The sequence below is a fragment of the Mucilaginibacter hurinus genome (genome assembly GCF_003324525.1).
Classification (GTDB): Bacteria; Bacteroidota; Bacteroidia; order Sphingobacteriales; family Sphingobacteriaceae; genus Mucilaginibacter; species Mucilaginibacter hurinus.
Map to the genome: position 1 here is coordinate 170,172 of NZ_QGDC01000005.1, position 26,592 is coordinate 196,763.

The following is a 26,592-nucleotide window of genomic DNA, read 5'->3' on the forward strand; positions in this document are numbered from 1 at the left end:
GGGTGAAAGCACACAAAAATGTATACCGGAAGAATTTCTCGTTGATCATTGTTTTCCTGATACTGATCACCGTTATCCTTGTAATAGCATTTATTACAGCTTACAACCTCACCGGTAAAAATGTCGAAGGTGAATTCGCCTCCAAAAAGATAGATGTACTAGAGCAAACTATAAAGCCTTATAACGAATTCTTTGAGAATAAAATTAAGGAGATCACTTCTTACCAGGGCTTTTTAGATTCTGCGTCTGCCGGAACTTATGCCGCTTCAGTTTTTGAGAGTTATCCGTTTGTACGCCGAACAGTGTTTTATGATATACGTATAGGCAACGCTGTTGAAAATGGCAATACTTTAAATATATCGGTAAAATCAGCTTTTGAGTACTATCCCCCCGATCCAAAAATAAAAATTGTAAAAAAAACCAATTTAATTCAGGGGAGCGATTTTAAACAAATGGCTGCTAAGTTAAATGACTTTATTGTTCAGTCAGACACCATAAGTGTACCTACGCAGGATGAGTTATTCAGGGCTTTTTATGATGTTAAGCCTGATAAAATATCATACATGAATATCCCCCGCCGCCAGGATATAAAAATGTATCAGGATTTAATTGAGCATCCGCAACCAACGGTATTTAAACAAAACATGATAACCTTTTATCTTGACCCGGGTTATCTGAAGATAAAGAACGTGCATAACGAGCTCTACCAAGAAATTACCGTGCAGCCCGTAGTTTATGATCCGCTTGAGGTACAGGAGGAGAAACTGGTTACTGAAGTTGCTTTGCCGGGAGCTTTTTCAAACTACAAACTTTACTTTGCCTCTGACAAATCCTATCTAACCGATGAAATAAACAGGCGGTTTATGCCTCTTGCAGGGTTAGTGATGCTTATATACTTTTTCCTGGTACTTACAGGGTGGCTTATATACAGGAACCTGAATGTGAACATTAAACTCTTTAAGTTACAGTACGACTTTATAAACAACTTTACGCACGAATTTAAAACACCGGTGAGTGTTATAAAAATTGCAGGCTCAAATTTAAGAGGCGAGAGCCCGATGAGCGAACGGCAGCTTAAGCATTATGGCAAGATATTAGATGAAGAAGCAGATAAGCTTAACGACCTGATGAACAGGCTGCTCTCATTCACACAGTTAGAGAACCGTTCAATAGCAATTAACAGGGAAGAAGTAGATGTTGCAAAATTTGTTAACGGGTATATAGAAACCTTTAAAATCAAATATCCCGACTTTAATATTACACTTGATATTTTAGGAGTTAAAACGTTTTTTACTGACCCATTACTACTGGGCAGCGTTTTTCAAAACCTGATGGAGAATGCGTATAAATATTCGCACAGGGATAAAAAGCATCTCGATATAAAAATATGGCAGCAAAAAAAGAGTATCTTCTTTACTTTTTCTGATAAAGGTATTGGAATACCAGGCACCGAATTAAGTAATATATTTAAAAAGTTTTACCGGCTGGAGAACCAGTATAATCAAAACGGCAGCGTTGGACTGGGTTTGGCTTTTTGTAAAGAACTGGTTAACTTTATAAACGGAGATATAACGGTAAAAAGTAAATTGAACCAGGGTTCAGTTTTTACCGTTATACTACCATATCAATTATAATATGAGCAAAGAGATAAAGATTGCGCTGATTGAAGATGACGAAAACCTTCGTTTCCTGGTAGCAGAACGTCTACAGTCCGAGGGATATAAAGTACTAGAAGCCGGCAATGGCGACGACGCTGAAAAAATAATATTGGAGCATGATCCGGATATTGTATTACTGGATTGGATGCTGCCCGGCAAACAAGGGTCTGATGTGTGTATCAGCATACGCGAAAGCGGATTTGATAAGCTGGTGATAATGATGACGGCTAAAGCCCAGGACGTGGATAAAATCGAAGCGTACAACTTTGGCGTATCAGATTACATTACCAAGCCATTTAATATGGATGTGCTGATAGCGATGATAGACAATAAAATCAAATTCTCGCTGAATAGCGACAAGAGCGAATCATATAAGTTTGCTAATATGGAGCATCATCCTAATACGCATCTTTTAATAAAAGACGGCAGGAAGGTAGAGCTTACCATACTTGAGAACCGCATATTGTTGTATTTCCTTAAAAATAAAAATAAGGTAATTAACCGCGAGGAGCTGATGATGGAGGTTTGGGGCTACAATGCCGATGTAAATACGCGTACCCTTGACATGCACATTGTGCGGTTGCGTAAAAAAATAGAAAGCAACCCGGATTCGCCGCAGTATTTGCAAACTGTTAGAGGTATTGGTTATAAGTTCGCCTACGAATAAATACCGTTTAACGCCTGGCAGTTCTGTTTCAAGTGTTCTGTATTTTTATGAGTTTAAGGCTTTTCTCCATGCCTGGGTTTGTACAAACCCGCTGTAAAAGTCCTTCTCTTCAATGAGTTGGCACCCTGCTTTGCTTAAGCACTGTTTAATATCGGGTATTCGTGATGTTGGTATGTCGCTAAAAAGTTTAAAAAAAGCGTACATCCCTTTTAATAATAGCCACTGCCACCACTTTCCTGTAAACTGGAAGTCGGTATTTAGCCACAATCCACCTGGTTTTAATTGCCTGCTGATGTGTGGAACCATAGTTTTCAAAACCTCATCACTATAATTGTCGAATAAAAAAGGGGTAATTACGATATCGAACTCGCCAGGTGTATCAACGTCTTCGATAGCCGAATGCACAAAATTAATTTTGTTGCCGCCTGTGTTTCGCTTTCGGGCTCTTGTTATCATTTTTTCTGCTACCTCTACATATGTTATTGACAAACTCCCTGGGTGTTTTTTAGCAATACTTTCCAATATAATCCCGGTGCCGCCGCCAATGATAAGTATGTGTGAATAAGGCTGTATATACTTAAGTAAGTAACCCTGGGCATTGATAAGAGAACGGCCATATACCAAAGTTGATAAGCCATCATAAAACCACGCTGTTTTATTATAGTTAGCTGGCATCTCCGGCAATCAAATTAAAAGTTACCAGCGCTATGTATTGTAAAATAAGGACGCCATCCAGGTACAAAAAATAATAATACTCGTTTTTTTGCCAGGTAGATTTAAAAATAAGCCAGCCCGTTAAAAGCGCTACTGCAGTCAGCGCAAAAAAATCTGTGCTGAATCCTGCATTTTTAAACATAAACAGGAATATGATATATCCCGCAAGTAATAACTGGCAAAACAGGTAAGCATTCTTTTCGCCCCAAACCGTAGGTATGGTTTTAAGGCCGGCTTGCCGGTCGTGAAACAGGTCGCGTATGTCAAACGGTACTGTAAGTGCTGCGATAAATAAGAAGCGCTTTGCCAGCAAGATCACCGCATCGCGCATACTGATATCAACCAGGTGCTTGTGCTGCGCCTCAAATACCGGCAATAGCACGCAGCTGCCTACCCAAACTACGGTAATAAGCACAGGTTTTAGTCCGGGTATATTGCGCAACCCAAACCGTTGTTCGCCAACGCTGAAAAGCGGCAAGCCATAGCATACCGATATAGCTCCCATAAACATAAGCAGTATTTTTGACTGCATGGACACCATAAAGAACAAAGGAATGAGTGACAGCAGGCATATAATGGTAAAAGTTACCATTAACCGGTAATGCGAAAAAAACCAGCGTACGCGCAAATAACCAGATGCGTTTGGATTTTTGGGACGGGTTATAAGTATACAAAAATTATATAAACCCAACGTTGCTGTAAAAAGCAGTGCCAGTACGGCATACACGGGCGATACTTTGATTAAATGAAAAGTAACCAGGGCCTGCGCTACCGCACACAATGCCATAAATACATTGCTGAACAACAGGAAGTTCAACACCGGCTGCAGTTTCTTTTTCATAAACACGTCAGCCGGACGTCCTTAAGTTACATCAGGGTTGTCGCCGGCTTTCAATTCAAATATCGTTATCTCGGGCAAAATACCAACTCTGCCGGTATAACCTATAAAACCGAACCCTACGTTTACATATAATTGCTGGTTTCCCTCGCGGTATAAGCCAGCCCAGTCGCGGTATACATATTTTATCGGGCTCCATTGAAAATCATCTGTGCGCACGCCAAACTGCATCCCATGTGTATGTCCGGAAAACATCGCATCTATTTGCGGGTATTGCGGCAAAACCTGCGCACGCCAGTGCGAAGGATCATGCGACAACAGCAGTTTTACAGGCAAATCATCGGTATCTTTCACGGCCAAATCCATTCGCCCATATTTCGGAAAGCGGCTTAATTCACCCCAGTTTTCCACACCTAATATGCCTATCTCCTCGCCATCAACTTTAACACGCTCATGGGTGTTCATCAGCAGTTTCCAACCCATGTTTTTATGAGTGGTTACCAGGTCGTCAAAGTTCTTCTGTTTAGCTGCGGCATCCGGCCACCAGCAGTAGTCGCCATAATCATGGTTTCCTGTGGTAGAGTATACGCCCAACGGCGCTTTTATCTTGCTGAATATGTCCTGGTAGTTGCGCATCTCGCTGGTCATGTCGTTTACCAGGTCCCCGGTAAAAAAAACCATATCAGGCTCTTCGCCCATCAGCAAATCAACTCCGCCTGCAACCGCTTTTTTGTTATAAAAACTGCCTGAATGTATATCTGATATCTGGGCAATCCTCATACCGTCAAACGCCTTTGGCAGGTTGCGCAGGTATAATTTACGCCGTCGCACCCGGTAGTCATAAACGCTGGAAGCAGACCCGTAAACCATTGCGCCTAATGGCACCGCGGCTGCAAGTAATCCGGCCTTTAATAAAAATGCCGAACGGGGAATTGCCGGTAACTCATCACTGTCTTTATCAACGGGCTTTGGTAATGTTTTAAAAGCGCTTTTTACCCAGCGGCGTACGTCATCAGCAAAAACGAACATGATAAAAACCGTTTTGGTTATCAGCTGTAAAAAGAACAGCAACAGTATGGCGGCCCGTATACCTACTCCCAGTTTTACATATACACTAAGATATAAGCCGGCTATCAGCAAAACAGTAATGCTGTAAAAGAATACCGCAAATTTTCGGCTCTTTAAAAAGTGCCATTTTGGAAATGCTCCTCTTATCCCTTGTATAACATAAATATCGGCTACTAAAAGTATAAGGCTGATTATAGTAACCGTTAGTCCTTTTCCGTGCATGTTGTTAGTTAATACCGGTCGTCATCCAGGTCGATATCATCTTCGTCGGGCTGCAGGTTAAATAAGCTGTTAAACATGTCTGAAAAGGCGAATCCATTATCTAAAAAACCCTTGTTTAATTGCGAAAACTCTGCCAGGCCGTGCAAAACAAATTCCATTAGCAGCAACTGCTGGCTCTCGCTCAGTTGCGGATGAAACTGCTTTATAACTGCCTTTAATCCCGGCACCGAATTTAACGCTTTTTTATATTCACCGGCTGGTAAATCATCAACTAATGACAGGCTGTTACCATTGCCAAACCAATTGATGATGGCGGCATAAGGATTAGGGGACTTTGATTTTTTGGCTTTTTCAGGATCCGGGAAAAATTGTAGCAGCAGGGTCTTAATAGCTTTTCCTATCAGGATATTGGCAACTTTGGCCGGACCTTCCAGCTCACCTTCGTAAACCAACTCTATTTTTCCGGTAATGGCGGGTATAACTCCTAAAAAGTCTGATATACGTACAAACGTGCTTTCCTCATTATTAATAATCATCCGGCGCTCGGCATTGCTTATGAGGTTTTCGTAGGCCGATATGGTAAGGCGGGCAGAGACTCCGGATTTTTTATCAATATATTCAGAGTTCCGGGCCTCAAATGCTATTTGTTCAACCAGGTCTTTAACTAGTCCGTCAGCCTCAATGGTGTTTCGTTGCGAGTCTGTAAGCAGTGCTTCCTGCTGTGTTATCTTGCGTGATATTTCTACGGAGCGCGGGTAATGCGTTAATATCTGGCTTTCTATCCTGTCTTTTAATGGCGTTACTATAGAACCGCGGTTGGTATAATCTTCAGGGTTGGCTGTAAAAACAAATTGAATGTCAAGCGGAAGCCTTAATTTAAAGCCTCGTATCTGTATATCCTTTTCTTGCAAAATGTTAAATAATGATACCTGGATACGCGCCTGCAAATCAGGCAGCTCGTTAATTACAAATATGCCCCGGTGTGCACGCGGTATTAAGCCGAAATGTATAACCCGCTCATCAGAGTAGGTTAGTTTTAAAGTAGCGGCCTTTATCGGGTCAACATCGCCGATCAGGTCGGCAACGGTTACATCGGGCGTAGCAAGTTTCTCGGTATAGCGTTCAGAACGATGTATCCAGGCTATAGGAGTACTGTCGCCCTTTGTTTCTACTTCACTATGCCCAAACCACGATATAGGGTTCAGCGGATCGTCAAACAGTTCTGATCCGGCAATATAAGGCACATATTCGTCAAGCAGGTTAACCAATAGGCGCGCAATACGTGTTTTGGCTTGTCCGCGCAAGCCCAGCAACAGTATATTGTGCCGTGATAGTATAGCCGTTTGCAAATCGGGAATAACAGTATCTTCAAAACCTATGATTCCCTCAAAGCCATCTTCGCTATGTTTTAGCTGAGCTATCAGATTTTCGCGTAATTCTTCTTTTACAGACCGGCTCTTATAGCCTGCTTTTTTTAGCTCGCCAAGTGTTTTTATGTTTGTTATAGTCATTATCGTTTTTGATCTCACCAATCAAAATATCATTCACTGGTGATAGTATTTTGTAATTCTTTAATATATAAATCCCGGTTCAGACAATTTACCTAACCGTCCTGCGCCTGTTTTTAATATAGTCCTCAAATATGTATTCGCCCAAACCGTTCAGCGAGCTGTAAAATGCCTTGCCGCCATTGGTTTCAGTAAACTTACGTACAAACTGTTGCAGGTAAGGGTCTTTGGCTATCATAAAGGTTGTGATAGGTATCTTTAGGCGTTTACACTGAGCCGCCATGTTAAGAGTTTTGTTCACCACTTTCCTGTCAAGCCCGATGCTGTTTTTATAATATTTAGTACCCTCCTTCAAGCACGTTGGCTTACCGTCAGTTATCATAAATATCTGCTTGTTATGCGTTTTTCGGCGGCGTAATATATCAGTCGCCAGCTCAAGCCCTGCATAAGTATTGGTATGGTAAGGGCCAACCTGTAAATAAGCCAGGTCTTTTAAAGTGATAGGCCAGGCATCGTTACCAAAAACAACTATATCCAGTGTATCTTTAGGGTACTTCGTCCGGATAAGTTCGGCCAACGCCATAGCTACCTTTTTAGCGGGGGTAATCCTGTCTTCGCCATACAATATCATGGAGTGTGATATATCAATCATAAGCACGGTAGAAGTAAGGGTTTTGTAGTCCATCTCTTCCACTTCCAGGTCACGCTCCGTCATCATAAAATCGCCTATGCCGTGGTTAACCTGGGCATTGTGGATAGATTGCGTCATATCTATCTGGTCAAGGCTATCCCCAAACTCAAATTCCCGCCGTTCCGCGTTCTTTTCATCTCCTTGTCCCGACTGCGGCGTGCGGTGATTACCTTTACCGGATCTTTTAAGCTTGCCGAAAATCTCTTCCAAAGCAGATTGACGTATACTTTGCTCGGTTTTAGCAGTTATTGCGAAACCTCCGCCCTGCCCGTCCTGATCAAGGTAGCCCTTCTGCTTCAGTTCGTCAATAAAGTCACCCATGCCATACTCATCGCTGGTAATATGGTACTGCTTATCCAGCTCATTCATCCAGGCCAGTGCTTCGTCAGCATCGCCGGATGTATAGTTAAGCAGTTCAAGAAAAAGCTTTAGCAATTCCTCAAACCCGCCTTTTGGCATTTGTGAGGGAGTAAATTTTGAGAATCCGTAACCGCGCATTGATGTCCTTTCCTGAACATAAATTAACGGATATTTTTGTTTAAAAGTTTGACAGGAACAACATCGCGGGTGATAAATGACACAACTGTTAGAAAACCCGCATTTTACTTGATGTTCAGGCGGCTGCTATTCCTTTAATCGTTTTAATTTCATCTTTATCATACTCAGGATTCGCCCCTCTTTTACCGGCAACGTACGCGCCAATAGCGCAGGCTTTTTCTAATACCAGATCCATAGGCCTGTCCTTAAGTATGCCGCTTATCAATGTAGCCAAAAAGGCATCGCCGGCACCTACCGTATCAACAACGTTAACGGAAAAGCCCGGGTGCTCATAAAACTTTTCATCGTGCCAAACCATGGCGCCCTTGTCGCCACGTGTTACAACAATTGTTTTGGCGTGGTATTTTTTTTGAAATTCCTGGATATTGTTTTTTAACTGGTCGGCGTGGCCGCCTACTAACAGGCTTGCCTCTTCCTCATTCATTTTTACCACGTTAGCCTTTGCCGCGAGTATATCGATATTCTCCAGGTTATAGTGAGGAGCGCGAAGATTGACATCAAAAATTTTTAGCGCGGTAGTTTCATCAAGCAGCGTTTGCAGTGTATTGCGTGTTTTTTTGCTGCGCGAAGCTAAGCTACCGTAAACAATGGCAGCGGCTTTGCGGGCATGTTTTTTTAAACCGTTCTCAACCTTAATGTTATCCCATGATACGGGTTGCGGTATGGTATACGTTGCCTGGTTGCTGTCGTCTAACTTAACCGTTACTTCGCAGGTAGGCAACTCATCGTCGCGTTGTACATGTTTACCATACAGATCATTCTTTTTTAAGAATTCAGCCAGCTTTTTACCTGAATTATCCTTGCCGATTCGGCTAACTAGCGACACCTCGTGGCCCTGCTGGGCAAGATGCTGTGCAACATTCATAGGCGCACCGCCGGGCTTCTTACCATCCGTAAATGTATCCCACAATACTTCGCCAAAACATAATACGTGATTCTTCATACCCTATTGTAAATCCGCTACAAAGCTAATAGGTTAAGTTGAAATAAATACTTATTTTTAGATTATGAAGATATTGTTACTAAGCTGTTTCCTGTGTGTTAGCGCAATGTTAACAAAGGCGCAGGACAACCGTGATATACTAAGCGTGCTCGAAACACAGTCCGTTGCCTGGAACCGCGGCGATTTAGATGGATTCATGAGTTTTTATGCCAAGTCAGACTCTCTGCTGTTTGTGGGTAAGCGCGGACCCGTATATGGCTGGCAGAAAATATACGATAGGTATAAAAGCAGTTATCCTGATAAGGAAGCTATGGGTGCTTTACGTTATAATATTATCAATATTAAGTTTATTGATAACAAAAACGTATTTGTTTTGGGGGGCTGGGAAGTTAAAAGTAATAACAACACCCTTGAAGGTTATTTTACTTTAATGATGCAGCAAATTGACGGGCTATGGAAAATTGTATCAGACCATACTTCGGGGTAGATTTTTATGATCGTCATTGAGTTTGTTGCAAAGCTGTTAGGTGTCGTGCTTTTAGATTGGGTACTCGGCGGCGCCTTTATTGGGGCGCGTTATGCAGGCGCGTGGCTATTGCATTTTGCCGGACGTATAAAGAAAATCTTTTTGCCCTCCGCTAAAACATACTCTTTTCGCTAAATCTGGACTAAGCAACATTACAAGGAAGACAACGTTTTAAAACAATCATGTACGCCTTGACAGGTAGGGCATAAGTTTAAGCTAAACTATCAAGGTCTGCCTTCAGCCAGGGCTTTATCAGCACGCTTTATAGCCAAACCCTCCTTCCAATCCATGTATTTTTTCTTAAAATTCTTCTTCATCACATCATCAAATTTGCGCTGAAGGGTAAGATTATACAGGCTTTTAGCTTTAATAGCCCATGATGTATCCCAGGCGCGTAATGAGATGGAGAATGAACCGTCGAGATATTTCATCCAGTGCCAATAACCGGTAGGCATAAATAGCGTATCGCCGTGTTCTAAAATAGTTTCCTGTCCCTCAATGCCGTTTAATGCCGGAAACTTGTTAAAGTCGGGGTTTTCAATATCGTAGTCTTCCAGTGCATAAGTGGCAAAAGGTATACAATACAAACGTTCGCGCCATTTATAGTCAAACAGGATAACGTGCTTACGGCCATTAAAATGCGTGTGGAATATATGCGCAAGGTCAATGTCGTAATGTAAAAAAGTCACAGATCCGGCACCGCCAAAAAACATGTTAGGATATTTGTCTAAAAATCCACCCATCAGGTCTGTGGGCGACCGATAGTCATCAAGCAATCCGGGAGCGTGTTTTATCGGGTCAAACAAAAATATGCGGAGGTCAGTAGGTTCCTTTTGTATTAAATCAATGTAGTCGCTAAACTTCATTTCAGCGGCCGAAGCGTTGATGGGCTTGGATGGGTCAGCTTTTGAGCTGTCGTACAACGGCACTATCTTATCACCAACAGTTTCCTTCAAATAATCAAAAGTCCATTTTTGCAATGCGGGCCAGGTTTGGGTGGCTTTCCGTATAACAAGCGGCTTGCGTGGTTTTAAATAGTTATTGATGAAATCCTCTTTACTGATAGTATCAACCCTATCAATAGGAGTAAGCGTTATACCCATATTCACAATTAATTAACATGCAAAATTAATTAATTTAAAGCAAGTACTTAGAATAATAGGGGTTTTCTGATTTTTGGTTGACATTATGTTAATAGTTGGCAATCACAATCAGGATTGATATCCTTGAACCGTAATTGCCAACTATATCAAGCTTAAGGCATCAATACGGCGTTAACTACATGTATAACACCATTACTTTGGTTTACATCAGCTATGGTCACCCATGATTTTCCGCCTTTGGCATCCACCAAGTATAACTTTTCACCATCCGCTTTAACGGTTAGGGAGCCGCCGTTAACAGTTTTAACAGTAGGTTTTGACGATTTTGCTTTTGCCCAAAGCGCCTTTGCACTCATTTTACCTGCTACAACATGGTAAGTAAGTATGCTGGTAAGCAGCGGCTTGTTATCGGCCGACATTAAATTAGTAACTGTTCCTTCAGGCAGTGCGGCAAAAGCCGAATCAGTAGGCGCAAATACCGTGAACGGTCCTTTACCTTTCAACGTTTCTACAAGTCCCGCCGCTTTCACAGCTGCCACAAGCGTGGTATGGTCCTTTGAGTTTACAGCATTGTCAATAATGCCTTTGGTAGGGTACATTTCTGCGCCGCCAACCATTTTATTTTGTGCGTAAGTTGGTGAGGCTGATGCAAAAGCTACTAATGCAAAAGCCGCGATGAATAATTTTTTCATTTGTATGGTATGATGTATTTGAAAGAAGATACGACGGGAGCGGCTTAATGGTTTTAATCACCATTAATAATGTCATAATTATCAAATTTATAACAGGTTGAGAATTGCAACTATGGGTTTGTGTCAGAAAAAAAGTTCAGCGGCAATATGATCTGCATATAATTTACCGGATGAAGTGAGATAGATAACCCCATGGTCTTCAGTGATCCAGTTTTTATCAAAAAAGGATTCCGCGTTCTTTATCAACTCATCTGATGCACCTTCAGCTAATTTATTAAGTGTGTTAAGCTGCAAGCCCCACATCGTGCGTAATGAAGTCATGATATATTCATTCAGCCGGTCAGTTTGTGTTAATACCTCGGTTTCTGCTGCAATAGCGCCCACGCCAAGTTGTTGCATATATTTTGCATTATTGGCTACGTTCCATTGCCTTGCTTCACCGTTAAACGAGTGGGCCGACGGTCCGATGCCCAGGTATTTTACACCCCTCCAATAATTTGAGTTATGGCGCGAATAATGGCCGGGCATACAAAAATTTGATATTTCGTATTGTTCAAATCCACCCTGTTGCATCTTGTTCATCAGGTAAGTAAACTGGGCTGCGCTCTGCTCCTCATTCATAGGCGGTTGCTTATTTTTACTGATAAAAGACGCCAGCGCTGTCTGGGGCTCCACTGTCATACTATAGGCAGATACGTGCGGCACATCAAGTTCAAGCACTTTCTGAATGTTATTTTGCCATTTTGTATCGGTGAGTAGTGGATAACCATATATCAGGTCTACTGTTATATTTTCATAGCCCGCATCCTGCGAACGCTTTACCGATGCTTCGGCTTCTTGCGCCCGGTGTGCGCGGTTCATCCACAACAAGTCTTCATCGTAAAAAGATTGTATACCTATACTGAAACGGTTAACCGGTGTTTGCGTAAGCGATACCAGCTTCAATTTATCCAGGTCATCAGGATTTGCTTCAAGGGTTATTTCGGCGTTTGCCGATACCGGGTGTAAATCCGCTATTGTATTTATCAGTCGGCTTATGTCATCGGCGGTGAGCAGTGAGGGGGTGCCGCCGCCGAAATAAATGGTCTCAACTTCTTCGCCGGAAAGGTAATTTTTCTGCAAGCCAAGCTCGCGCAGCATAGCTTCCAGCATTTCTGCTTTGTAAGCCATGGAGGTACTGAAGTGAAAATCGCAATAATGGCAGGCCTGCTTGCAAAATGGGATATGTAAGTAAATTCCGGCCATATCTGTGCGATGTCTGTTGCTATCGAACCACAAAAGTAATATTTACGGCGATGCTGCACGTCTAAAAGCCGGCATTAAAGTAAATAACGCCCCGTTGGCAAATCCTGAATCATTTTGAATCTGAATAATCATAAAGCGGGATGTATCGCACAAATACTATTTACTATGGCGGCTCATTATTTCAGAATAAACTACCTTTGTAAAGGTTAAGCCATACCTTAAATGCGGTTATTTGCAATTATAACTTTAATAGTCCTCGGCTATATTCCTGGTTACGGGGTACAGGACAGCACTATTCCTAAACGTACTGTAGCCCGGCAACCGGTTGCACAGGGTTTACTTGATTCCGTCGCCGCATCACAGGCCGCACGTCAGCAGGCAGTGTCTGACTCCCTGGCCATGGTATTTATTGCAAAGCCCGATCCTTCCCGCCCAAACCAATTTATTGAGCAATTGCTTAAAGATCACGTTTACCAGGGCTATGGCTTTCTGGATATTAAATCGCCTAAAAAAGATTACAGTGCGGGTATGGTAAGAAAAACACGCGACAGTTGGATCATCGGCGTGGTTATATTGTTATTGATATATATAGGTTTTTTGCGCCTAACTATACCGCGGGATATCAATAATATGATACAGGCTTATTATAACAAGCAATTATTTTCAGATGCCGATAATGAAAATAATTTACTTAGTGTAAAGGCCTTTTCAGGGTTAATGGTATTACTTGGGCTAACATTTGGCCTGCTTGTATATCAATTAGCGGCATGGTACCACTTTGATCTGCAAATAGGAGGTTTCTTACTATTCAGTATTTTATCAGCAGGTATAATTGTATTGGTATCGCTTAAGTTGTTACTGTTAAAATTGCTGGGTTTGATCTTTAATGTCGGCATGTTGGTTAACAAGTATATAACTGTTTTATGTTTTACGTATTTCAACATAACACTGTTATGTTTACCGGTGGTGGCCTGCTTAAGCCTGCTTACCGCGCAATTGGTGCCTGCCATACTGCTTGCAGCCGTTGCGTTAACCGGTATATTATTGATATGGCTATACTTACGAAACAGTTTAATTGTTATTTCTAACTTTCGATTTTCTAAAGTTTATTTATTTATCTATCTTTGTGCCCTCGAAATTTGCCCTATTTTTATTTTGATGAAGGCACTTAGTATATGATATTGGTAAACAGGTAGTTATTACGGAGATTGACTTTGGAAGAAAGAAAGAAAAGGGTTAAAAGCATATTGGTTACCTTGCCTAAACCTGACAATGACAAAAATCCTTACGCCGAACTGGCTAAGAAACTCAATTTGAAAATTGATTTCAGATCATTTATTCATGTTGAAGGTGTGCCGGCAAAGGATTTTCGCAAGGATAAAATTAACCTCGCAGATTTTACAGCAGTAATTTTTACCAGTCGTAACTCGGCCGATCATTTTTTCCGCATTTGTGAAGAGATGCGCTTTGAAGTGCCGGTTGAAATGAAATATTTCTGCCTTTCAGAAACTATCGCGCTTTATCTTCAAAAATATATACAATACCGTAAACGTAAAATATTTTTCGGTAAGCAAACTGCTACTGATCTTGCAGAAGTATTGAAAAAGCATTCAAACGAAAAATTCCTATACCCATGCTCTGACGTGGCAGCAGAGGAAACACAAAAGTTTTTGCTTGAAAATGGTTACAATTTTACCCCGGCAGTGCTATTTCGCACGGTTTGCAGTGATCTTTCTGACCTGGCCGATGTGTTTTATGATGTAATTGCATTCTTCAGCCCTTCAAGTATTCAGTCGTTGTACAAAAACTTCCCTGATTTTAAACAAAATAACACCCGCATAGCTGCCTTTGGGGCTACCACCCATAAGGCGGTGCTCGAGGCAGGCTTGATTTTGGATATCCCGGCGCCTACACCCGGCGCACCCTCAATGACGATGGCTATTGAGCAATACTGCAAGCAGGTAAATAAGTAACGTTTTTAGTAAATTATTTAACCTGGTTGCAACCTTTTGGCTATTTTATTCGTTTAAATACGTGCTAAGCGATGCAAAGTTAAGTAATTCGGGTAAAGCGATTTAGCAATCTGTTGTTACTTATCTTTACGTATAGTAAATGTAACATGCGCTTTAATGCTATATATTCGTGTTTTTTAGTTGGTCAAACTAAAAAATGCATATATTCGGGGCACGTGATGCTGACTGTATGCGTAATAAAGAGATTATAAAATGAAGCATATATATTTTTTCTTCGGGATTTGCGGGGTATTGTTAAGCAGTTGCCGCAGCAGCGGCGGAGGGGAAGTAACAGGGGTGCCGCAGAAGTCTTTTCGTTCAGAGGTGCCATATAACATGGTTTATATACCCGGTGGTTCATTTTTGATGGGCCAAACAGACCAGGATGTTACTTTTGCCCAGATTGCCCAAACCAAACAGGTTACTGTTTCTCCATTTTTTATGGATCAAACAGAGATATCCAATACGCAGTACAAACAGTATGTAAATTGGGTGCGTGATTCAATTGCTATTACCAATTACCTTAATGATCCTAAATATTACGTTCAGCCTAAAGGCAAGGATGAAAACAATGCCGATGGCCGCAAGTTCATCAACTGGGATTATGTAAGGAAAAATTCGATTTGGAATTTCAGAAAAGGGGGAGCGGGCAATGCGCAAAAACTACAGGGTATGTATTACCAGGGCGATGACCGTGTGTTTGACCGTAATGAGATAGATGTAAGGCTGCTTAAATATAATTATGCGCTGTTTGACCTACGGGATGCCGCTGACCATAAAGGCGACCGGAGCAAGCGTCGTTCAGACTTTATTTTACGTGATACTGTTGCAGTTTATCCCGATACACTGGTTTGGCTAAGCGATTTTTCATATGCAGCCAACGAGCCCATGGTTGAAGGATATTTTTCTCACCCGGCATTCCGTAATTACCCAGTGGTGGGCATTACCTGGCGCCAGGCCCGCGCTTTCACCGTTTGGCGAAGCCGTTATAATGATGCTTATAAAGATTCGAGAGGATTACCGCATCGCTTGCCTTACCGTATGCCTACCGAAGCTGAGTTTGAATACGCGGCGCGTGGCGGCAGGATAGGTACAGATTATCCGTGGGGTGGCCCTTACATAAAAAATGCTAAAGGTTGTTTAATGGCCAACTTTAAACCGGGGCGGGGTAATTATACGGATGATGGCGGTGCTTATACGGTAAATGTCCGATCCTACTTCCCTAATGATTACGGTCTTTACAATATGGCAGGCAATGTTGCCGAGTGGACGGCATCCGCTTATGACCCGTCTGCCTCCACATTTGTGCATGACATGGCGCCAACCTTTAATTACGAAGCCAAAGCATCAGATCCCGAAGTGCTGAAACGTAAGGTGGTGCGCGGCGGATCATGGAAAGATGTGGGCTACTTTTTACAAAATTCAACACGTACTTACGAATACCAGGATACCGCAAAATCATATATTGGTTTCCGTTGCGTTACTCATTATGTGGGCCGCGATATACGTGATAAACGATAACCCAACCTTAAAGCAATAATTTAACAGGTATTGTATAAAAATTAACAAAACTACACTAAAACATTTTATGGCTACCAAAAAAAAACCTTTCGGAATTGATAATATTATTTCAATCGGTGCTGCAGTTGTAATTATAGGGCTGTTGTTTAAAATCAATCACTATCCCCATGCCGAAACTTTAATTGCTGTGGGTTTGATTACCGAAGCTTTTTTGTTTTTGATCTTGGGGCTACAGCGTGACACGAAAGAGGTTGACTGGACCCGTGCCTACCCTGAATTAGATGAAGAGTATAATGGCGAATTACCAAAAGCAACTGCCAGGGTAGCCGCGCCTGCAGCAAGTAATTTTTCAAATACAGCAGCATTGGATAAAATGCTGTCTGACGCTAAGATCGGGCCTGAACTGATTGCCAGCCTTGGTGACGGCTTAAGAACATTCGGCGATAAAGTTAGCGCTATATCTCGTGTAGGAGATGCAGGTGCCGCGACTAACGAATATATTGACAAACTAAAAACCGCTACTGCCAGCTACGATAAGCTAAGCAGCAGCTTTGAAAAGGCGTCGGCAAGCTTACAGGAAATGGCCGGTTCAAACATCGATTCAAAGGGCTACCATGAGCAGGTTAACAAATTGGCCCGCAACCTGTCAGACCTTAACGCAGTGTACGAGTTGGAACTCCAGGATTCAAGTGCGCACTTAAAATCTATGAATACGTTTTATCGCAATCTCTCACTTACCATGCAAAACTTCAATGAGTCTCTTGATGATTCAAAACAGTTTAAGGAGGAGGTTAACCGTTTGGCTAAAAACCTGGCTTCGCTAAACTCGGTTTACGGTAACATGTTGTCGGCAATGAATCAGCCCCGTGTTTAATTATATAAATAAGCAGATTTTTGATAATTATTAAAGATAAAATATAACATGGCCGGCGGCAAACAGACACCACGACAGCGGATGATAGGTATTCTGTACCTGGTACTACTGGGCCTTATAGCCCTGAGTATTCCGGACAGCTTAATGGATGCGTTTAAAAATATAACAGACAGTCTTGATCAATCGCGCACCAATGTAACCACTGGTATTGATAACACCTATAGTGCATTTGAGAAAACCAAGCTGAAAGAACAGCCTCAACGGGCAAAACCAATTTATGACAAAGCTAAAGAAGCAAGCCGTATAGCTGAGGAATTAACCAGTTATATTGAAACTTTAAGGAAACAACTGGTAACTGAAGGCGGCGGAATCAATGAGACTACCAACGACGTGAATAAACGAGATAACGTTGATATATCCCCACGGTTAATGGTAAACGGCGGAAAGGCAGCCGAATTGAAAGCTAAAATTGAAAGTACACGCAGCAAGTTGCTTAACCTATTGGATGCTGAAGACCGCGAAGGTGTAAACTTCTCGCTTAGCACAGCTGATTTAAAGAGAAAAGGCGCCAGCGACAAAAGCTGGGAGACCGCATATTTCGGTGATGGTATTCCGCTGGGTGCAGCAATAACTACGTTATCAAAAATACAGGCCGATACGAAGAACGCCGAGAACGAGATAGTTAAGAAACTGCTTGGCCAGGTTGATGAGGCTGTAGTAAATCTTGACAAGTTTGCAGCAGTTGCAGTGGCACCAACAAGCTATGTAATAGCTGGTCAGCCTTACACTGCCGAAGTGTTTTTAACAGCATCTGACTCAAAATCGTCGCCATCTATTACTGTAAATGGCTCAAGCCTCCAGGTGGCAGATGGCAAGGGCAAATACTCCGTAGGAACGAGCAGGGAGGGTGTTTACACCTGGATAGGTAAAATTACGGTAAAGCAGACAGACGGAACTATAAAAGAATACTCAACTCCACCGCAAACTTACCAGGTTGCGCGGCCTTCGGCAGTAGTATCTCCGGATAAAATGAACGTATTGTACATTGGTGTACCCAACCCTATATCGGTATCTGCCCCCGGTATCCCTAAAGAAAAACTGCGGGTTAGTATTCAGGGCGGCTCTGTAACTGGCTCAGGCGGTAAGTATACTGCTAATGTAAGTTCTATCGGTACAGCTACCGTTACAGTATCGGGTGAAGTAGCGCCGGGTAAAACACAGGTTTTAGGCAGTACGCTATTCCGCGTAAAACGTATACCTGACCCAAAAGCACAGTTTGCCGGGAAAAGCAGCGGCAGCACCAGTGCGGCTAATATCCGCGGGCAGGACCGAATTTTTGCCAAACTGGAAAATTTTGAATTTGATGCAAAATTTAACGTTACCCGCTTTACACTTTACGTGGCAAAGCCGCGCCAGGATGTAATTATGGTTAGCACTTCCGGTAACCAGGTATCGCCGCAAATGCGTGCAGCGTTGAATTCGGTTACACCGGGCACAAAGGTGATTTTTGGTAACATTATAGCCGTTGGGCCTGACGGTTCGCAACGCGGTTTGGATGATATCGTAATATCGGCTAATTAAGAAGATAATGAAAAAGGGAATATTAGGATTTGTGTTTTTCTTGGCAGTGTCGTCGGCTAGTGCGCAAAATACCAGCCAGGTTACTTCAGATACTACCACGCGGACAGCAGCCCAAATGGCCGACAGTGCGGCGGCTTTTGAACGCCCGTTAGATGGTTTTTACAAAAAAACCAACTTGTTAAGTGGGAAAGCTACGCCTTACCACAGTTTACGCGACGCCGATGTGGTATTTGCAAAGCGTGTTTGGCGTGAGATTGACCTGCGCGAGAAAATGAACCATTACCTGGGATCGCCAAAAAGCCGGCTGATTGATGCCCTGCTGGGCGCTATTGAGGCAGGGGAACTTACAGCTTATGACCCAACCCCTAATCCAGCTAAAAACGACCCCAATGGTGATAGTTTTTCTACTCCTTTAACAGGCGCGCAAGCCAAAGCCAAAATGGCCGATAGTAGCGTGGTTGACCAGTTTGACGCAGACGGCAATAAGATAGGATCGGAATTCAGGGCCGGAGAATTTAACCCGGACAGTGTAATTAAGTTTCGTATTAAGGAAGACTGGATATTTGATAAGCAACGCTCGGTTTTTGAGCCCCGTATAATTGGCATTGCGCCCCTTATCAAGCTGAAAGCTACCGGGCTTGAGTCGTCAGATTATCAGCCTGCATTTTGGGTGTATTTTCCGGAAGCGCGCGCAGTACTGGCAACAAAAGAAGCTGTTAGCCGAAACAGTGATGCTACAGGGTTAAGCTTTGACGATGTTTTTTTGAAAAGGTTGTTCAGCAGCTATGTTGTTAAAGTTTCCAATGATCGTGATGAGCGTATAAAAGACTACGCGCAGGGTATAGACCGTTTGTACGAATCAGAGCGTGTAAAAAAGGTGCTGATGGATTGGGAGTTATCTTTATGGCAGTATTAAGCTACGTAAAACCTGGAAAGAGAATTTAGAACATACAATTATAAACTAATTAAAAGGCGGTAGTAATACTGCCTTTTTATATTTAAAACGCTTTATCGGGATCTGAGTCCTGAAGAGTTTCTCCCTCCGACGGTTGAAAGCTTTGTGGATTAAAGTATGCTATTAGCGCTTTAGCTTGTTTTGCGTTTACCACCTCAAGCAATTCTTCTACTTTAGCTTCACGGATTTTTTTTACTGATTTAAAATATTTTAACAGCTTGGCTGATGTGGTTTTCCCGATTCCTTCAATAAAGTCCAGCTCAGTTACCAGTGTGCCCTTATCCCGTTTCTTACGGTGAAAAGTGATACCGAAGCGATGGGCTTCATCGCGTAATTGCTGTATTATCTTTAGGGTTTCTGATTTTTTATCAAGGTATAACGGGTACTGATCGCCCGGATAATAAAGCTCTTCTAATCTTTTAGCTATACCAATTACTGTAACTTGCTTATCAATGCCCAGCAGTTTTAAACTTTTTACGGCCGACGACAACTGGCCCTTGCCCCCGTCAATAATTATAAGTTGTGGTAGTTCAGTTCCTTCATCAAGCATACGCCTGTAGCGGCGGTGCACGGCTTCCTCCATTGTAGCAAAATCATTAGGTCCTTCTACGGTTTTAACATTAAAGTGCCGGTAATCCTTTTTTGAAGGCCTGGCATCTTTAAACACTACAATTGCCGATACCGGATACTTGCCATGGAAGTTTGAGTTATCAAAGCATTCAATATGGCGGGGCAACTGGTTCATGCGCAAATCCTTCATCATTTGCGTAAGTAAACGTTCTGTTCTTATCTCAGGATTCAGTTTTTCGTATTGATCTATTTTTTCCTTTTTAAAGAACTGTACATTTTTTTGTGATAGGTCAAGCAGTTTCTTTTTTTCGCCTAGTTTAGGAACGGTGAACTTTATAGCTGCGTCCTCAAGGTCGATGTCAAAGGGTACAATTATTTCTTTTGAGGTGCTTTGGTAGCGTACCCTAAATTCAGATATAGCCAGCGTCAGCAGTTCTTCGTCACTTTCATCCAGTCGCTTTTTTAGTTCAATGGTTTGTGTTTGAATAATGGTGCCGTTCATCACCTTCAGGTAGTTTACAAAGGCGTATTTTTCTTCAGATGCAATGCTAAACACATCTACGTCCGTAATAGATGAATTAACCACGGTGGACTTGCTTTGATATTTCTCCAGCAGGTCGTATTTACGTTTAAGCTTATGGGCGAGCTCATAGTTCATCTCAGAAACTGCTTTATCAATCTCAGCTTTCATATTGCGTACAACCGCGCCTATCTTGCCATTTAAGATGTCTTTTATTTCTTCTATATTATGTTCGTAATCATCCTCGCTTTGGTAATTTTGGCAAGGGCCTTTACAATTACCTAACTGGTACTCTAAGCATACCTTAAACTTGCCTTTATCTATATTTTCGCGGGTCAAGGGCAGGTTGCAGGTACGCAACGGGTAAGTCTCCTTAATCAACCCCAATATAGCATGCATCATGCTTACGGAAGCGTATGGGCCAAGGTACTTTGAGCCGTCGCGCACAATGCGGCGGGTCCAGTATATACGTGGAAAGTTTTCGTTCTTGATGATGATCCAGGGGTAGGTTTTATCATCTTTAAGCATTACATTGTAACGCGGCTGATGTTTTTTTATCAGGCTGTTTTCAAGCAGCCACGCATCTACTTCCGTGTCGACAATAGTAAATGTGATATTGCGTATTTTTGAAACCAGTACCCTTGTTTTCGCATTTACGTTGACATCCTTATTAAAATATGACGCTACGCGGTTGCGCAGGTCTTTAGCCTTGCCTACATATATCAGCTCATTGTCATCGTTCCAATACTGATATACGCCCGGCCTGTGCGGTATTTTTTGAAGTGCAGCCCTGTAATCAAATTTCTCCATGAACCCCCTAACCCCCAACGGGGGAATAAAAGTTTATTTACCTGTACCGGCAGATGTGTTTATACGATGATTAACCTATTAACAGGTTAGTAGTTTTATTATTCAAAAGTTTCCTGTATGATGGTTTGGCAGCTTAAAACTCAAGTCTTTCTTCTACCTCATTAACACCTTGTTCGGCCCGGCTGTAGGCACCACAATCTAACGTAATGCTAACACCTGACTTGGGTGGTTCAAAATCCACGTTTTGCTTTATACCGAGCGACGTGTTGGCATACACTTTTTTCATATAAAGGGCAAAAATCGGCAGGGCAGTATTGGCGCCGCCCCCCAGTTTAGTAGTTCTGAAATGTATCGCACGGTCTTCACATCCCGTCCATACCCCGGTAACCAATTGCGGGGTAACACCGATAAACCACCCGTCGGAGTTATTTTGCGTTGTACCGGTTTTGCCGCCTATAGGGTTCCGCAACCCGTATTTATAACGTATACGTGAGCCGGTTCCGTCTTCTACAACGCCTTTTAACATCGAGGTCATTACGTAAGCAGTTTGCTCATTAATTACCTGCCTTATATTGGTATGATGTTCATACAGCACATTGCCATTCTTGTCTTCAATACGCAGCAGGTAAGTAGGCTCTGTCCATAAGCCATGATTGGCAAACGTACAGTATGAGCCGGTCATGTCAAAAACAGAGGCATTAAATGCGCCCAGGCATAATGATGGGTATGGATCTACCTGGCTGGTGATGCCCATCTTTTTTATCAGTTCCATTACGGGCAAGGGCTTTACCTCATTCATTACATACGCAGTTACATAGTTTTGCGAATAAGCCAGCGCTTTGCGCAGTGTAATGGTGCCGGGCAGCGTGCCTTCCGGTGATGAGCCGGGAGTATATGGTTCGCCATAGCCGGTTATAGTTACAGGTACATTTGCCACCTCCATACACGGCGAAAAGTTATTTTCTATAGCAACTGCGTAGGTAAAAGGCTTTGCTGTTGAACCAACCTGCCTGGTACCCATTTTTACCTGGTCGTATTTAAAGTGTTCAAAGCTGGTGCCGCCCACCCATGCCTTTATGTAACCCGTGGTAGGGTCCATACTCATCATAGCGTTACGCAGCAACAACTTGTTGTATACAATAGAATCGATGGGTTTCATTACAGTATCAATGCTCCCGCGCCAGGTGAAAATGTTCATTTTCACCGGCGTATTAAAATCTTCACGTATCTCTTCATCCGAGCGGCCCTGAAGTTTCAGTGCACGGTACCTGTCGGTACGGTGCATACCCTGGTCAAGCAGCATTTTAAAGCTGGGTACGCTCTTCCATAAACTACGGCCTTTCCAATGAGCGTTAAACTGTGCCTGCAACGAGCGCATGTACTCTTTTTGTGCTTCCTCGGCGTAACGCTGCATGGTAGCGTTAATGGTAGTGTATATTTTAAGCCCGTCACGGTCCAGATCATAAGGAATCTCCCCTTCTTTGTAGATTGATTTCTCTACCATTAGCTTTTGTATTTCCTTTTTTAGCACTGCCCTGAAATACGGGGCTGATCCTTCATTTTGATTTATACGACGGAACTCGAGCCCTAAAGGTTTTTGCTGAAATTCAGCAACCTGGCCGTCGCTTAAATATCCTTCTTCGCCCATGCGCCTTAATACCAGGTTGCGACGGTTGATAGCATTATCAGGGTGATTGATAGGCGAATAAATACCGGGTCCGTTTACCATGCCCACTAACAAGGCCGCCTGATCCGGAGTAAGTTTATCCGGAGTTGTGTTAAAATAGGTTAGAGCGGCTGATTTGATGCCAAACACGTTGTAGGCGCCAAAGTCAACCGTATTAAGGTACATAGTAATGATCTCTTCTTTGGTGTAGTGCCTTTCAATTTTTACAGCCGTAATCCATTCCTGCAATTTCTGAATAATTCGTTTTAACGGATTACGCGCCCTCTCAGAGAATAGGTTGAGTGCCAGTTGCTGGGTAATAGTACTGCCGCCTTGCTTTTTACCTATCAGGTTATAAAAAATAATAGTAAAGGTGCGTTTAAAATCAATGCCCGAGTGTTGTTCAAAACGGCTGTCTTCAGTAGCTATCAAGGCGTTAATCACATAAGGTGATATTTCTTTATGTGTAACAGGTGTACGGTTTTGTACGAAATAAGTGCCTAAAATTTCGTTATCTGATGAAATAACCTGTGATGCCAGATTGCTTTTGGGATTTTCGAGGTCGCGAAAAGACGGCAATTGTCCGAATATTCCAAAGGCGGTTATCAGCAGCATAATAACAACAAAGGCAAAGCACCCAATAACAAAGCGCCATATGTACCAGTTATATCTTCGTGTATCCTGTGGTGAAAGCTTAACAATCATTTTCCTAAAAATTATCCTGGTAGTATTCTGTATAACTATCCAGTAGTGTTTTGTCGGCTAATTTATCCAGATTTTGCTGGGTAATGATAAAGAAAGCGTATTTATCTTTTGGCACTTTCATTATCTCAGGCATCAAAGGTATAATGGCGCGTGCATAATCTTTAACCTCGGCCAGGCTGTTGAAACGACCTACATAAATTAATTGATTTATGCCCACACCTTTAACCTGGTGCTTAATAGGCAAGCCCTGGTACCTGGTACGGTTAAATTGCCCGATACCAAAACGCGACGAGGCTAAATTAGTTGTGTTTGTATTTACATTTACTACAAAATAGTAATTGGTGTTATCGCTCTCATTAAATATATAGGTCTTCTTTGGTTTTGCCGGTTCAACGGTGGCGGTTTCTGCCGGTGCCTCCGGCGTTTGAATAACTTCAGCCGGAACCTCCTGTTTAGGCTGTATTTCGGTTTGTTTGGCAATCACCGGCTCTGATGGTTTGCTTTCTACCGGCGCGGCTTTAGGCTTTTCAACCGGTTTTGGCGTTTCTGCCGGTTTTGGTTTTTCTATACGCTTTTCGGCTACCTGGGCAAACCTTGGCTGTAACGGCGCTACGTCTTCAGGTAAAAAGGGAATATAATCAGGGTCACTGTCTATTATGGCGAAAGGGCGTGCAGCCATTTCAACGTTATTTGAATCGATGTAGGCTAAGTGAAGTTTAACCAGCGGCGTTATCAGCCGGTCCTCGGGGTATTGTGCCGCAATCTGTTGAATATCTTCCTTAAACGGCGTAAGTTTAACCTGCCTGCCGTTAGCCAACGCCCGTAAATAATTTAATTGGGCCGCCAGTTTATTATCAGGGTATTGTTGCAACAGGCCGGTAACCTGCTCAATTACCTGCGAATATTGTCTTTTGGCGTACAGCTCATAAACCTGGTTATATAACGCGTTAAATTCCGCATCGGCATCATTTAGGCGTTGTCCATATTCAGGGTCGAGGATAACTTTGGCATAGGGCGTATCAGCAAATTCGCTTAACAGCCTGTTTTTATAACTCTCTGCTTTAGCTACATCTATAGGCGTATAAAGCCGATACAAACTGTAATATATAGCAGCTTTATTAGGATTGTTAGGGAAACGGGCCAAAGCTTGTTCGTAAGTAGCTATCGCCTCTTTAGGGTCTTCAACTATATCACGATAAAAGTTACCTATATCAAAGTAAGCGTTAAAAATGCGTGTATTTGACTGTTCAAGGTTTTCAGGAGTAAGTGGTATACTTGCAACAAGTTGTTGCCTGTATGCGTTTGCGGCAGTATCTGCCTGTGCTTGCTGCACCTGCCCCGGCACTATACCAGCATCAGTAGCGGGAGCGCTGTTAGCCGTTATGTTACTATTTGTTCTCTGGCTGCGTCGCCAGTTGTCTTCCAGTTTACGATTGCCCCATTTGCGCTTAAATACCGTAAAACCCTGGCTAACCGCCCTGTTGTTGTAAAAATAAAAGTTGTTGCCCGTAGGCGTGCTCGCCTGGGGGTCAGGCACGTTATCGGTACCGGCCACAGTTGGTATGCCCGATTTATCAAAGCCTGCCTGTTGTTGCTGAACCTGTTGTTGCGATTGTTGTGCAATCTGCCGGCTTACCATGGTGTCAATCCTGGCGCTGCGCGCTTTATCATCAAGCCTGGCCAGCATTTGCAACGTGTCTTCACGGCTTATAATGTCCAGGTTATCGGTAAGCAATTGTAAATTGTCACTTTTATTTTTTATCGTGATATAACCCGGATAGGTGGGCGAAAGATTCAGCAACGTGCTATCGTAATATTTTTTAGCACTTACATAGTCGGCCTTGTTTTTAAAATTTATATCGGCCAGCCGGAGGTATGATAAGCCCTTTTGGTTTTGGTTTTTTAAACTATGCCGGGTTGATAATTTATAATTTTCAATAGCGTCATCAATATTGCCCTCAGCAAAGTATAGCTGAGCAATCTGGTAATATATCTGGTCAACAAATTCTTCGTTGTTTTGGTTCCGCAGCATATTTTTCAATTTTTCTATGCGGCTTATTTTAATACCATCGCGCATGTCTTCAATACGTATACGGTTCAAGTCGGCGTTAAACGCCATTTCAAACGGCGCGTTACTTTTTACTATGCGGGTATAGCTAACAACGGCATCTGCAGGTTTTAAATTCAGTTCCTGCAACTGGCCAAGTATAAAGGTCCAGCGCAATTTCTGCATAGTGCTTTTACTATGCTCAATAGCCAGTTTAGCCATTTCTTCAGCATCCGGATATTCCTGTTCATAAATATCATATTGCAGTTTAGTGGCGTAAACGTCGGCGGTTATACTCTTTTTGGGGTTAATATTTTGTAAAGCGGTATCTAAAACTAGTTTTGCCTCGGGTATCTGTTTTAGCTGCATCAGGGTGCGTGCTTTCCATACAAGGGCTTCCTGCACTAATTCCGGATTGATGTTGTATGATCGCAATACGTAATTAAAGTATTCCTGCGCGTTAAAATAATTTTTACCCAAATAGTAAGCTTTTCCCAACGCCAGGTAAGCATCGCCCAGATATTTACTCTGCTCCTTAAAATTAATGATGGTATTCGCTTTGGCTATTACGGCCTCTAAATCCTTATCTTCGCCTGCAGCGGCTGAGGTGTCCTGGTAAACGCTAAGTATTTCGCTATAGTTGTCAACGGATGCCAGCGCATAATCAACCTGCTTTTTTTTCAGAATTTCGCGCGCATTAAACAGGATGTTATAATGCGCGGTAAGATTTTGCATTTTTTGATTGAACTTCGTTTTTTTTTCAAACGAGCAGGCCGCAAGCAAAACAACAAAAAATATAACTGCAGGTTTTTTTATGAAAGATGATACGGATGCAGACTTCAAAATAATTAAGTATAAAGCTTTGCTAAAATAGTAAATACTATGCAACAACATTAAT

Annotated in this window: 22 protein-coding genes; 10 read left to right on the forward strand and 12 right to left on the reverse strand. The window is 42.5% G+C overall.

What is annotated here, in order from left to right; all coding sequences use genetic code 11:
• Positions 1 to 2 precede the first annotated feature (2 nt).
• Together DJ568_RS10140 and DJ568_RS10145 are read left to right on the forward strand one after the other, a co-directional pair.
• Entirely contained in the window at positions 3 to 1,634 is a 1,632-nt protein-coding gene (locus tag DJ568_RS10140; protein ID WP_114005157.1) for a sensor histidine kinase, read from the forward strand.
• A 1-nt stretch (position 1,635) separates the two neighbouring features.
• A complete protein-coding gene (locus tag DJ568_RS10145; protein WP_114005158.1) occupies positions 1,636 to 2,325 on the forward strand; it encodes a response regulator transcription factor in 690 nt (229 codons plus the stop codon).
• Between the two features lie 45 nt (positions 2,326 to 2,370).
• Here the strand turns inward: DJ568_RS10145 and DJ568_RS10150 are convergent, their stop codons facing one another.
• The 6 genes from DJ568_RS10150 to DJ568_RS10175 all read right to left on the reverse strand — a co-directional run bounded on the left by DJ568_RS10150 (position 2,371) and on the right by DJ568_RS10175 (position 8,867).
• Positions 2,371 to 3,000: a class I SAM-dependent methyltransferase gene (locus tag DJ568_RS10150; RefSeq protein WP_114005159.1), complete on the reverse strand. Its 630-nt coding sequence runs from the start codon at positions 2,998 to 3,000 to the stop codon at positions 2,371 to 2,373.
• Positions 2,990 to 3,880, reverse strand: a complete 891-nt coding sequence (locus tag DJ568_RS10155; RefSeq protein ID WP_199560953.1) for a UbiA family prenyltransferase — start codon at positions 3,878 to 3,880, stop codon at positions 2,990 to 2,992. The genes DJ568_RS10150 and DJ568_RS10155 overlap by 11 nt, the downstream gene beginning before the upstream one ends.
• A gap of 21 nt (positions 3,881 to 3,901) precedes the next feature.
• Positions 3,902 to 5,167, reverse strand: a complete 1,266-nt coding sequence (locus tag DJ568_RS10160) for a metallophosphoesterase (protein ID WP_114005160.1) — start codon at positions 5,165 to 5,167, stop codon at positions 3,902 to 3,904.
• A gap of 8 nt (positions 5,168 to 5,175) precedes the next feature.
• Complete coding sequence (locus DJ568_RS10165; RefSeq protein WP_114005161.1) at positions 5,176 to 6,678, reverse strand: sigma 54-interacting transcriptional regulator; 1,503 nt, start codon at positions 6,676 to 6,678, stop codon at positions 5,176 to 5,178.
• Positions 6,679 to 6,766: 88 nt separating this feature from the next.
• Positions 6,767 to 7,864: a vWA domain-containing protein gene (locus DJ568_RS10170; RefSeq protein WP_114005162.1), complete on the reverse strand. Its 1,098-nt coding sequence runs from the start codon at positions 7,862 to 7,864 to the stop codon at positions 6,767 to 6,769.
• A 115-nt stretch (positions 7,865 to 7,979) separates the two neighbouring features.
• Positions 7,980 to 8,867: a carbohydrate kinase family protein gene (locus DJ568_RS10175; RefSeq protein ID WP_114005163.1), complete on the reverse strand. Its 888-nt coding sequence runs from the start codon at positions 8,865 to 8,867 to the stop codon at positions 7,980 to 7,982.
• Between the two features lie 64 nt (positions 8,868 to 8,931).
• Between DJ568_RS10175 and DJ568_RS10180 the strand changes: the two genes are divergently transcribed.
• Positions 8,932 to 9,354, forward strand: a complete 423-nt coding sequence (locus DJ568_RS10180; protein ID WP_114005164.1) for a YybH family protein — start codon at positions 8,932 to 8,934, stop codon at positions 9,352 to 9,354.
• Positions 9,355 to 9,360: 6 nt separating this feature from the next.
• Entirely contained in the window at positions 9,361 to 9,528 is a 168-nt protein-coding gene (locus tag DJ568_RS17205) for a hypothetical protein (protein WP_158534916.1), read from the forward strand.
• Positions 9,529 to 9,617: 89 nt separating this feature from the next.
• Here DJ568_RS17205 and DJ568_RS10185 read toward each other — a convergent pair whose 3' ends face one another.
• The 3 genes from DJ568_RS10185 to hemW form a co-directional block, all read right to left on the reverse strand.
• Positions 9,618 to 10,496, reverse strand: coding sequence for a cupin-like domain-containing protein (locus tag DJ568_RS10185; RefSeq protein WP_114005165.1), 879 nt, complete (start codon positions 10,494 to 10,496; stop codon positions 9,618 to 9,620).
• A 152-nt stretch (positions 10,497 to 10,648) separates the two neighbouring features.
• Complete coding sequence (locus tag DJ568_RS10190; RefSeq protein ID WP_114005166.1) at positions 10,649 to 11,188, reverse strand: fasciclin domain-containing protein; 540 nt, start codon at positions 11,186 to 11,188, stop codon at positions 10,649 to 10,651.
• Between the two features lie 123 nt (positions 11,189 to 11,311).
• Entirely contained in the window at positions 11,312 to 12,433 is a 1,122-nt protein-coding gene (gene hemW, locus DJ568_RS10195; RefSeq protein ID WP_114005167.1) for a radical SAM family heme chaperone HemW, read from the reverse strand.
• Between the two features lie 222 nt (positions 12,434 to 12,655).
• Here hemW and DJ568_RS10200 point away from each other — a divergent pair, with 222 nt between their 5' ends.
• The 6 genes from DJ568_RS10200 to porN all read left to right on the forward strand — a co-directional run bounded on the left by DJ568_RS10200 (position 12,656) and on the right by porN (position 19,337).
• Positions 12,656 to 13,612: a DUF4271 domain-containing protein gene (locus tag DJ568_RS10200; protein ID WP_114005168.1), complete on the forward strand. Its 957-nt coding sequence runs from the start codon at positions 12,656 to 12,658 to the stop codon at positions 13,610 to 13,612.
• 35 nt (positions 13,613 to 13,647) lie between these two features.
• Positions 13,648 to 14,406, forward strand: a complete 759-nt coding sequence (locus tag DJ568_RS10205; RefSeq protein ID WP_199560954.1) for a uroporphyrinogen-III synthase — start codon at positions 13,648 to 13,650, stop codon at positions 14,404 to 14,406.
• A 252-nt stretch (positions 14,407 to 14,658) separates the two neighbouring features.
• Positions 14,659 to 15,966, forward strand: coding sequence for a T9SS ring complex lipoprotein PorK/GldK (gene porK / locus DJ568_RS10210; RefSeq protein ID WP_114005170.1), 1,308 nt, complete (start codon positions 14,659 to 14,661; stop codon positions 15,964 to 15,966).
• A gap of 67 nt (positions 15,967 to 16,033) precedes the next feature.
• Entirely contained in the window at positions 16,034 to 16,840 is an 807-nt protein-coding gene (gene porL / locus DJ568_RS10215) for a type IX secretion system motor protein PorL/GldL (protein WP_114005171.1), read from the forward strand.
• A gap of 48 nt (positions 16,841 to 16,888) precedes the next feature.
• Entirely contained in the window at positions 16,889 to 18,421 is a 1,533-nt protein-coding gene (gene porM, locus DJ568_RS10220; RefSeq protein WP_114005172.1) for a type IX secretion system motor protein PorM/GldM, read from the forward strand.
• Positions 18,422 to 18,428: 7 nt separating this feature from the next.
• Entirely contained in the window at positions 18,429 to 19,337 is a 909-nt protein-coding gene (porN, locus tag DJ568_RS10225) for a type IX secretion system ring subunit PorN/GldN (protein ID WP_114005173.1), read from the forward strand.
• Between the two features lie 82 nt (positions 19,338 to 19,419).
• Here the strand turns inward: porN and uvrC are convergent, their stop codons facing one another.
• From uvrC to porW, 3 genes are all read right to left on the reverse strand, one after another.
• On the reverse strand, positions 19,420 to 21,276 hold the full coding sequence (gene uvrC, locus DJ568_RS10230; protein ID WP_114005174.1) for an excinuclease ABC subunit UvrC: 1,857 nt from the start codon (positions 21,274 to 21,276) through the stop codon (positions 19,420 to 19,422).
• Positions 21,277 to 21,409: 133 nt separating this feature from the next.
• Positions 21,410 to 23,647 (reverse strand): penicillin-binding protein 1A, encoded by a 2,238-nt coding sequence (locus tag DJ568_RS10235; RefSeq protein ID WP_114005175.1) that lies wholly within the window; start codon positions 23,645 to 23,647, stop codon positions 21,410 to 21,412.
• 4 nt (positions 23,648 to 23,651) lie between these two features.
• Entirely contained in the window at positions 23,652 to 26,588 is a 2,937-nt protein-coding gene (porW, locus tag DJ568_RS10240; protein ID WP_114005176.1) for a type IX secretion system periplasmic lipoprotein PorW/SprE, read from the reverse strand.
• Positions 26,589 to 26,592: the final 4 nt, after the last annotated feature.

Bases quoted from the DNA above. Each gene is read 5' to 3' on its own strand.
- DJ568_RS10145 (WP_114005158.1), top strand. From the start codon at position 1,636: ATGAGCAAAGAGATAAAGATTGCGCTGATTGAAGATGACGAAAACCTT.
- DJ568_RS10150 (WP_114005159.1), bottom strand. From the start codon at position 3,000: ATGCCAGCTAACTATAATAAAACAGCGTGGTTTTATGATGGCTTATCA.
- DJ568_RS10155 (WP_199560953.1), bottom strand. From the start codon at position 3,880: ATGAAAAAGAAACTGCAGCCGGTGTTGAACTTCCTGTTGTTCAGCAAT.
- DJ568_RS10160 (WP_114005160.1), bottom strand. From the start codon at position 5,167: ATGCACGGAAAAGGACTAACGGTTACTATAATCAGCCTTATACTTTTA.
- DJ568_RS10165 (WP_114005161.1), bottom strand. From the start codon at position 6,678: ATGACTATAACAAACATAAAAACACTTGGCGAGCTAAAAAAAGCAGGC.
- DJ568_RS10170 (WP_114005162.1), bottom strand. From the start codon at position 7,864: ATGCGCGGTTACGGATTCTCAAAATTTACTCCCTCACAAATGCCAAAA.
- DJ568_RS10175 (WP_114005163.1), bottom strand. From the start codon at position 8,867: ATGAAGAATCACGTATTATGTTTTGGCGAAGTATTGTGGGATACATTT.
- DJ568_RS10180 (WP_114005164.1), top strand. From the start codon at position 8,932: ATGAAGATATTGTTACTAAGCTGTTTCCTGTGTGTTAGCGCAATGTTA.
- DJ568_RS17205 (WP_158534916.1), top strand. From the start codon at position 9,361: ATGATCGTCATTGAGTTTGTTGCAAAGCTGTTAGGTGTCGTGCTTTTA.
- DJ568_RS10185 (WP_114005165.1), bottom strand. From the start codon at position 10,496: ATGGGTATAACGCTTACTCCTATTGATAGGGTTGATACTATCAGTAAA.
- DJ568_RS10190 (WP_114005166.1), bottom strand. From the start codon at position 11,188: ATGAAAAAATTATTCATCGCGGCTTTTGCATTAGTAGCTTTTGCATCA.
- hemW (WP_114005167.1), bottom strand. From the start codon at position 12,433: ATGGCCGGAATTTACTTACATATCCCATTTTGCAAGCAGGCCTGCCAT.
- DJ568_RS10200 (WP_114005168.1), top strand. From the start codon at position 12,656: ATGCGGTTATTTGCAATTATAACTTTAATAGTCCTCGGCTATATTCCT.
- porK (WP_114005170.1), top strand. From the start codon at position 14,659: ATGAAGCATATATATTTTTTCTTCGGGATTTGCGGGGTATTGTTAAGC.
- porL (WP_114005171.1), top strand. From the start codon at position 16,034: ATGGCTACCAAAAAAAAACCTTTCGGAATTGATAATATTATTTCAATC.
- porM (WP_114005172.1), top strand. From the start codon at position 16,889: ATGGCCGGCGGCAAACAGACACCACGACAGCGGATGATAGGTATTCTG.
- porN (WP_114005173.1), top strand. From the start codon at position 18,429: ATGAAAAAGGGAATATTAGGATTTGTGTTTTTCTTGGCAGTGTCGTCG.
- uvrC (WP_114005174.1), bottom strand. From the start codon at position 21,276: ATGGAGAAATTTGATTACAGGGCTGCACTTCAAAAAATACCGCACAGG.
- DJ568_RS10235 (WP_114005175.1), bottom strand. From the start codon at position 23,647: ATGATTGTTAAGCTTTCACCACAGGATACACGAAGATATAACTGGTAC.
- porW (WP_114005176.1), bottom strand. From the start codon at position 26,588: ATGTTGTTGCATAGTATTTACTATTTTAGCAAAGCTTTATACTTAATT.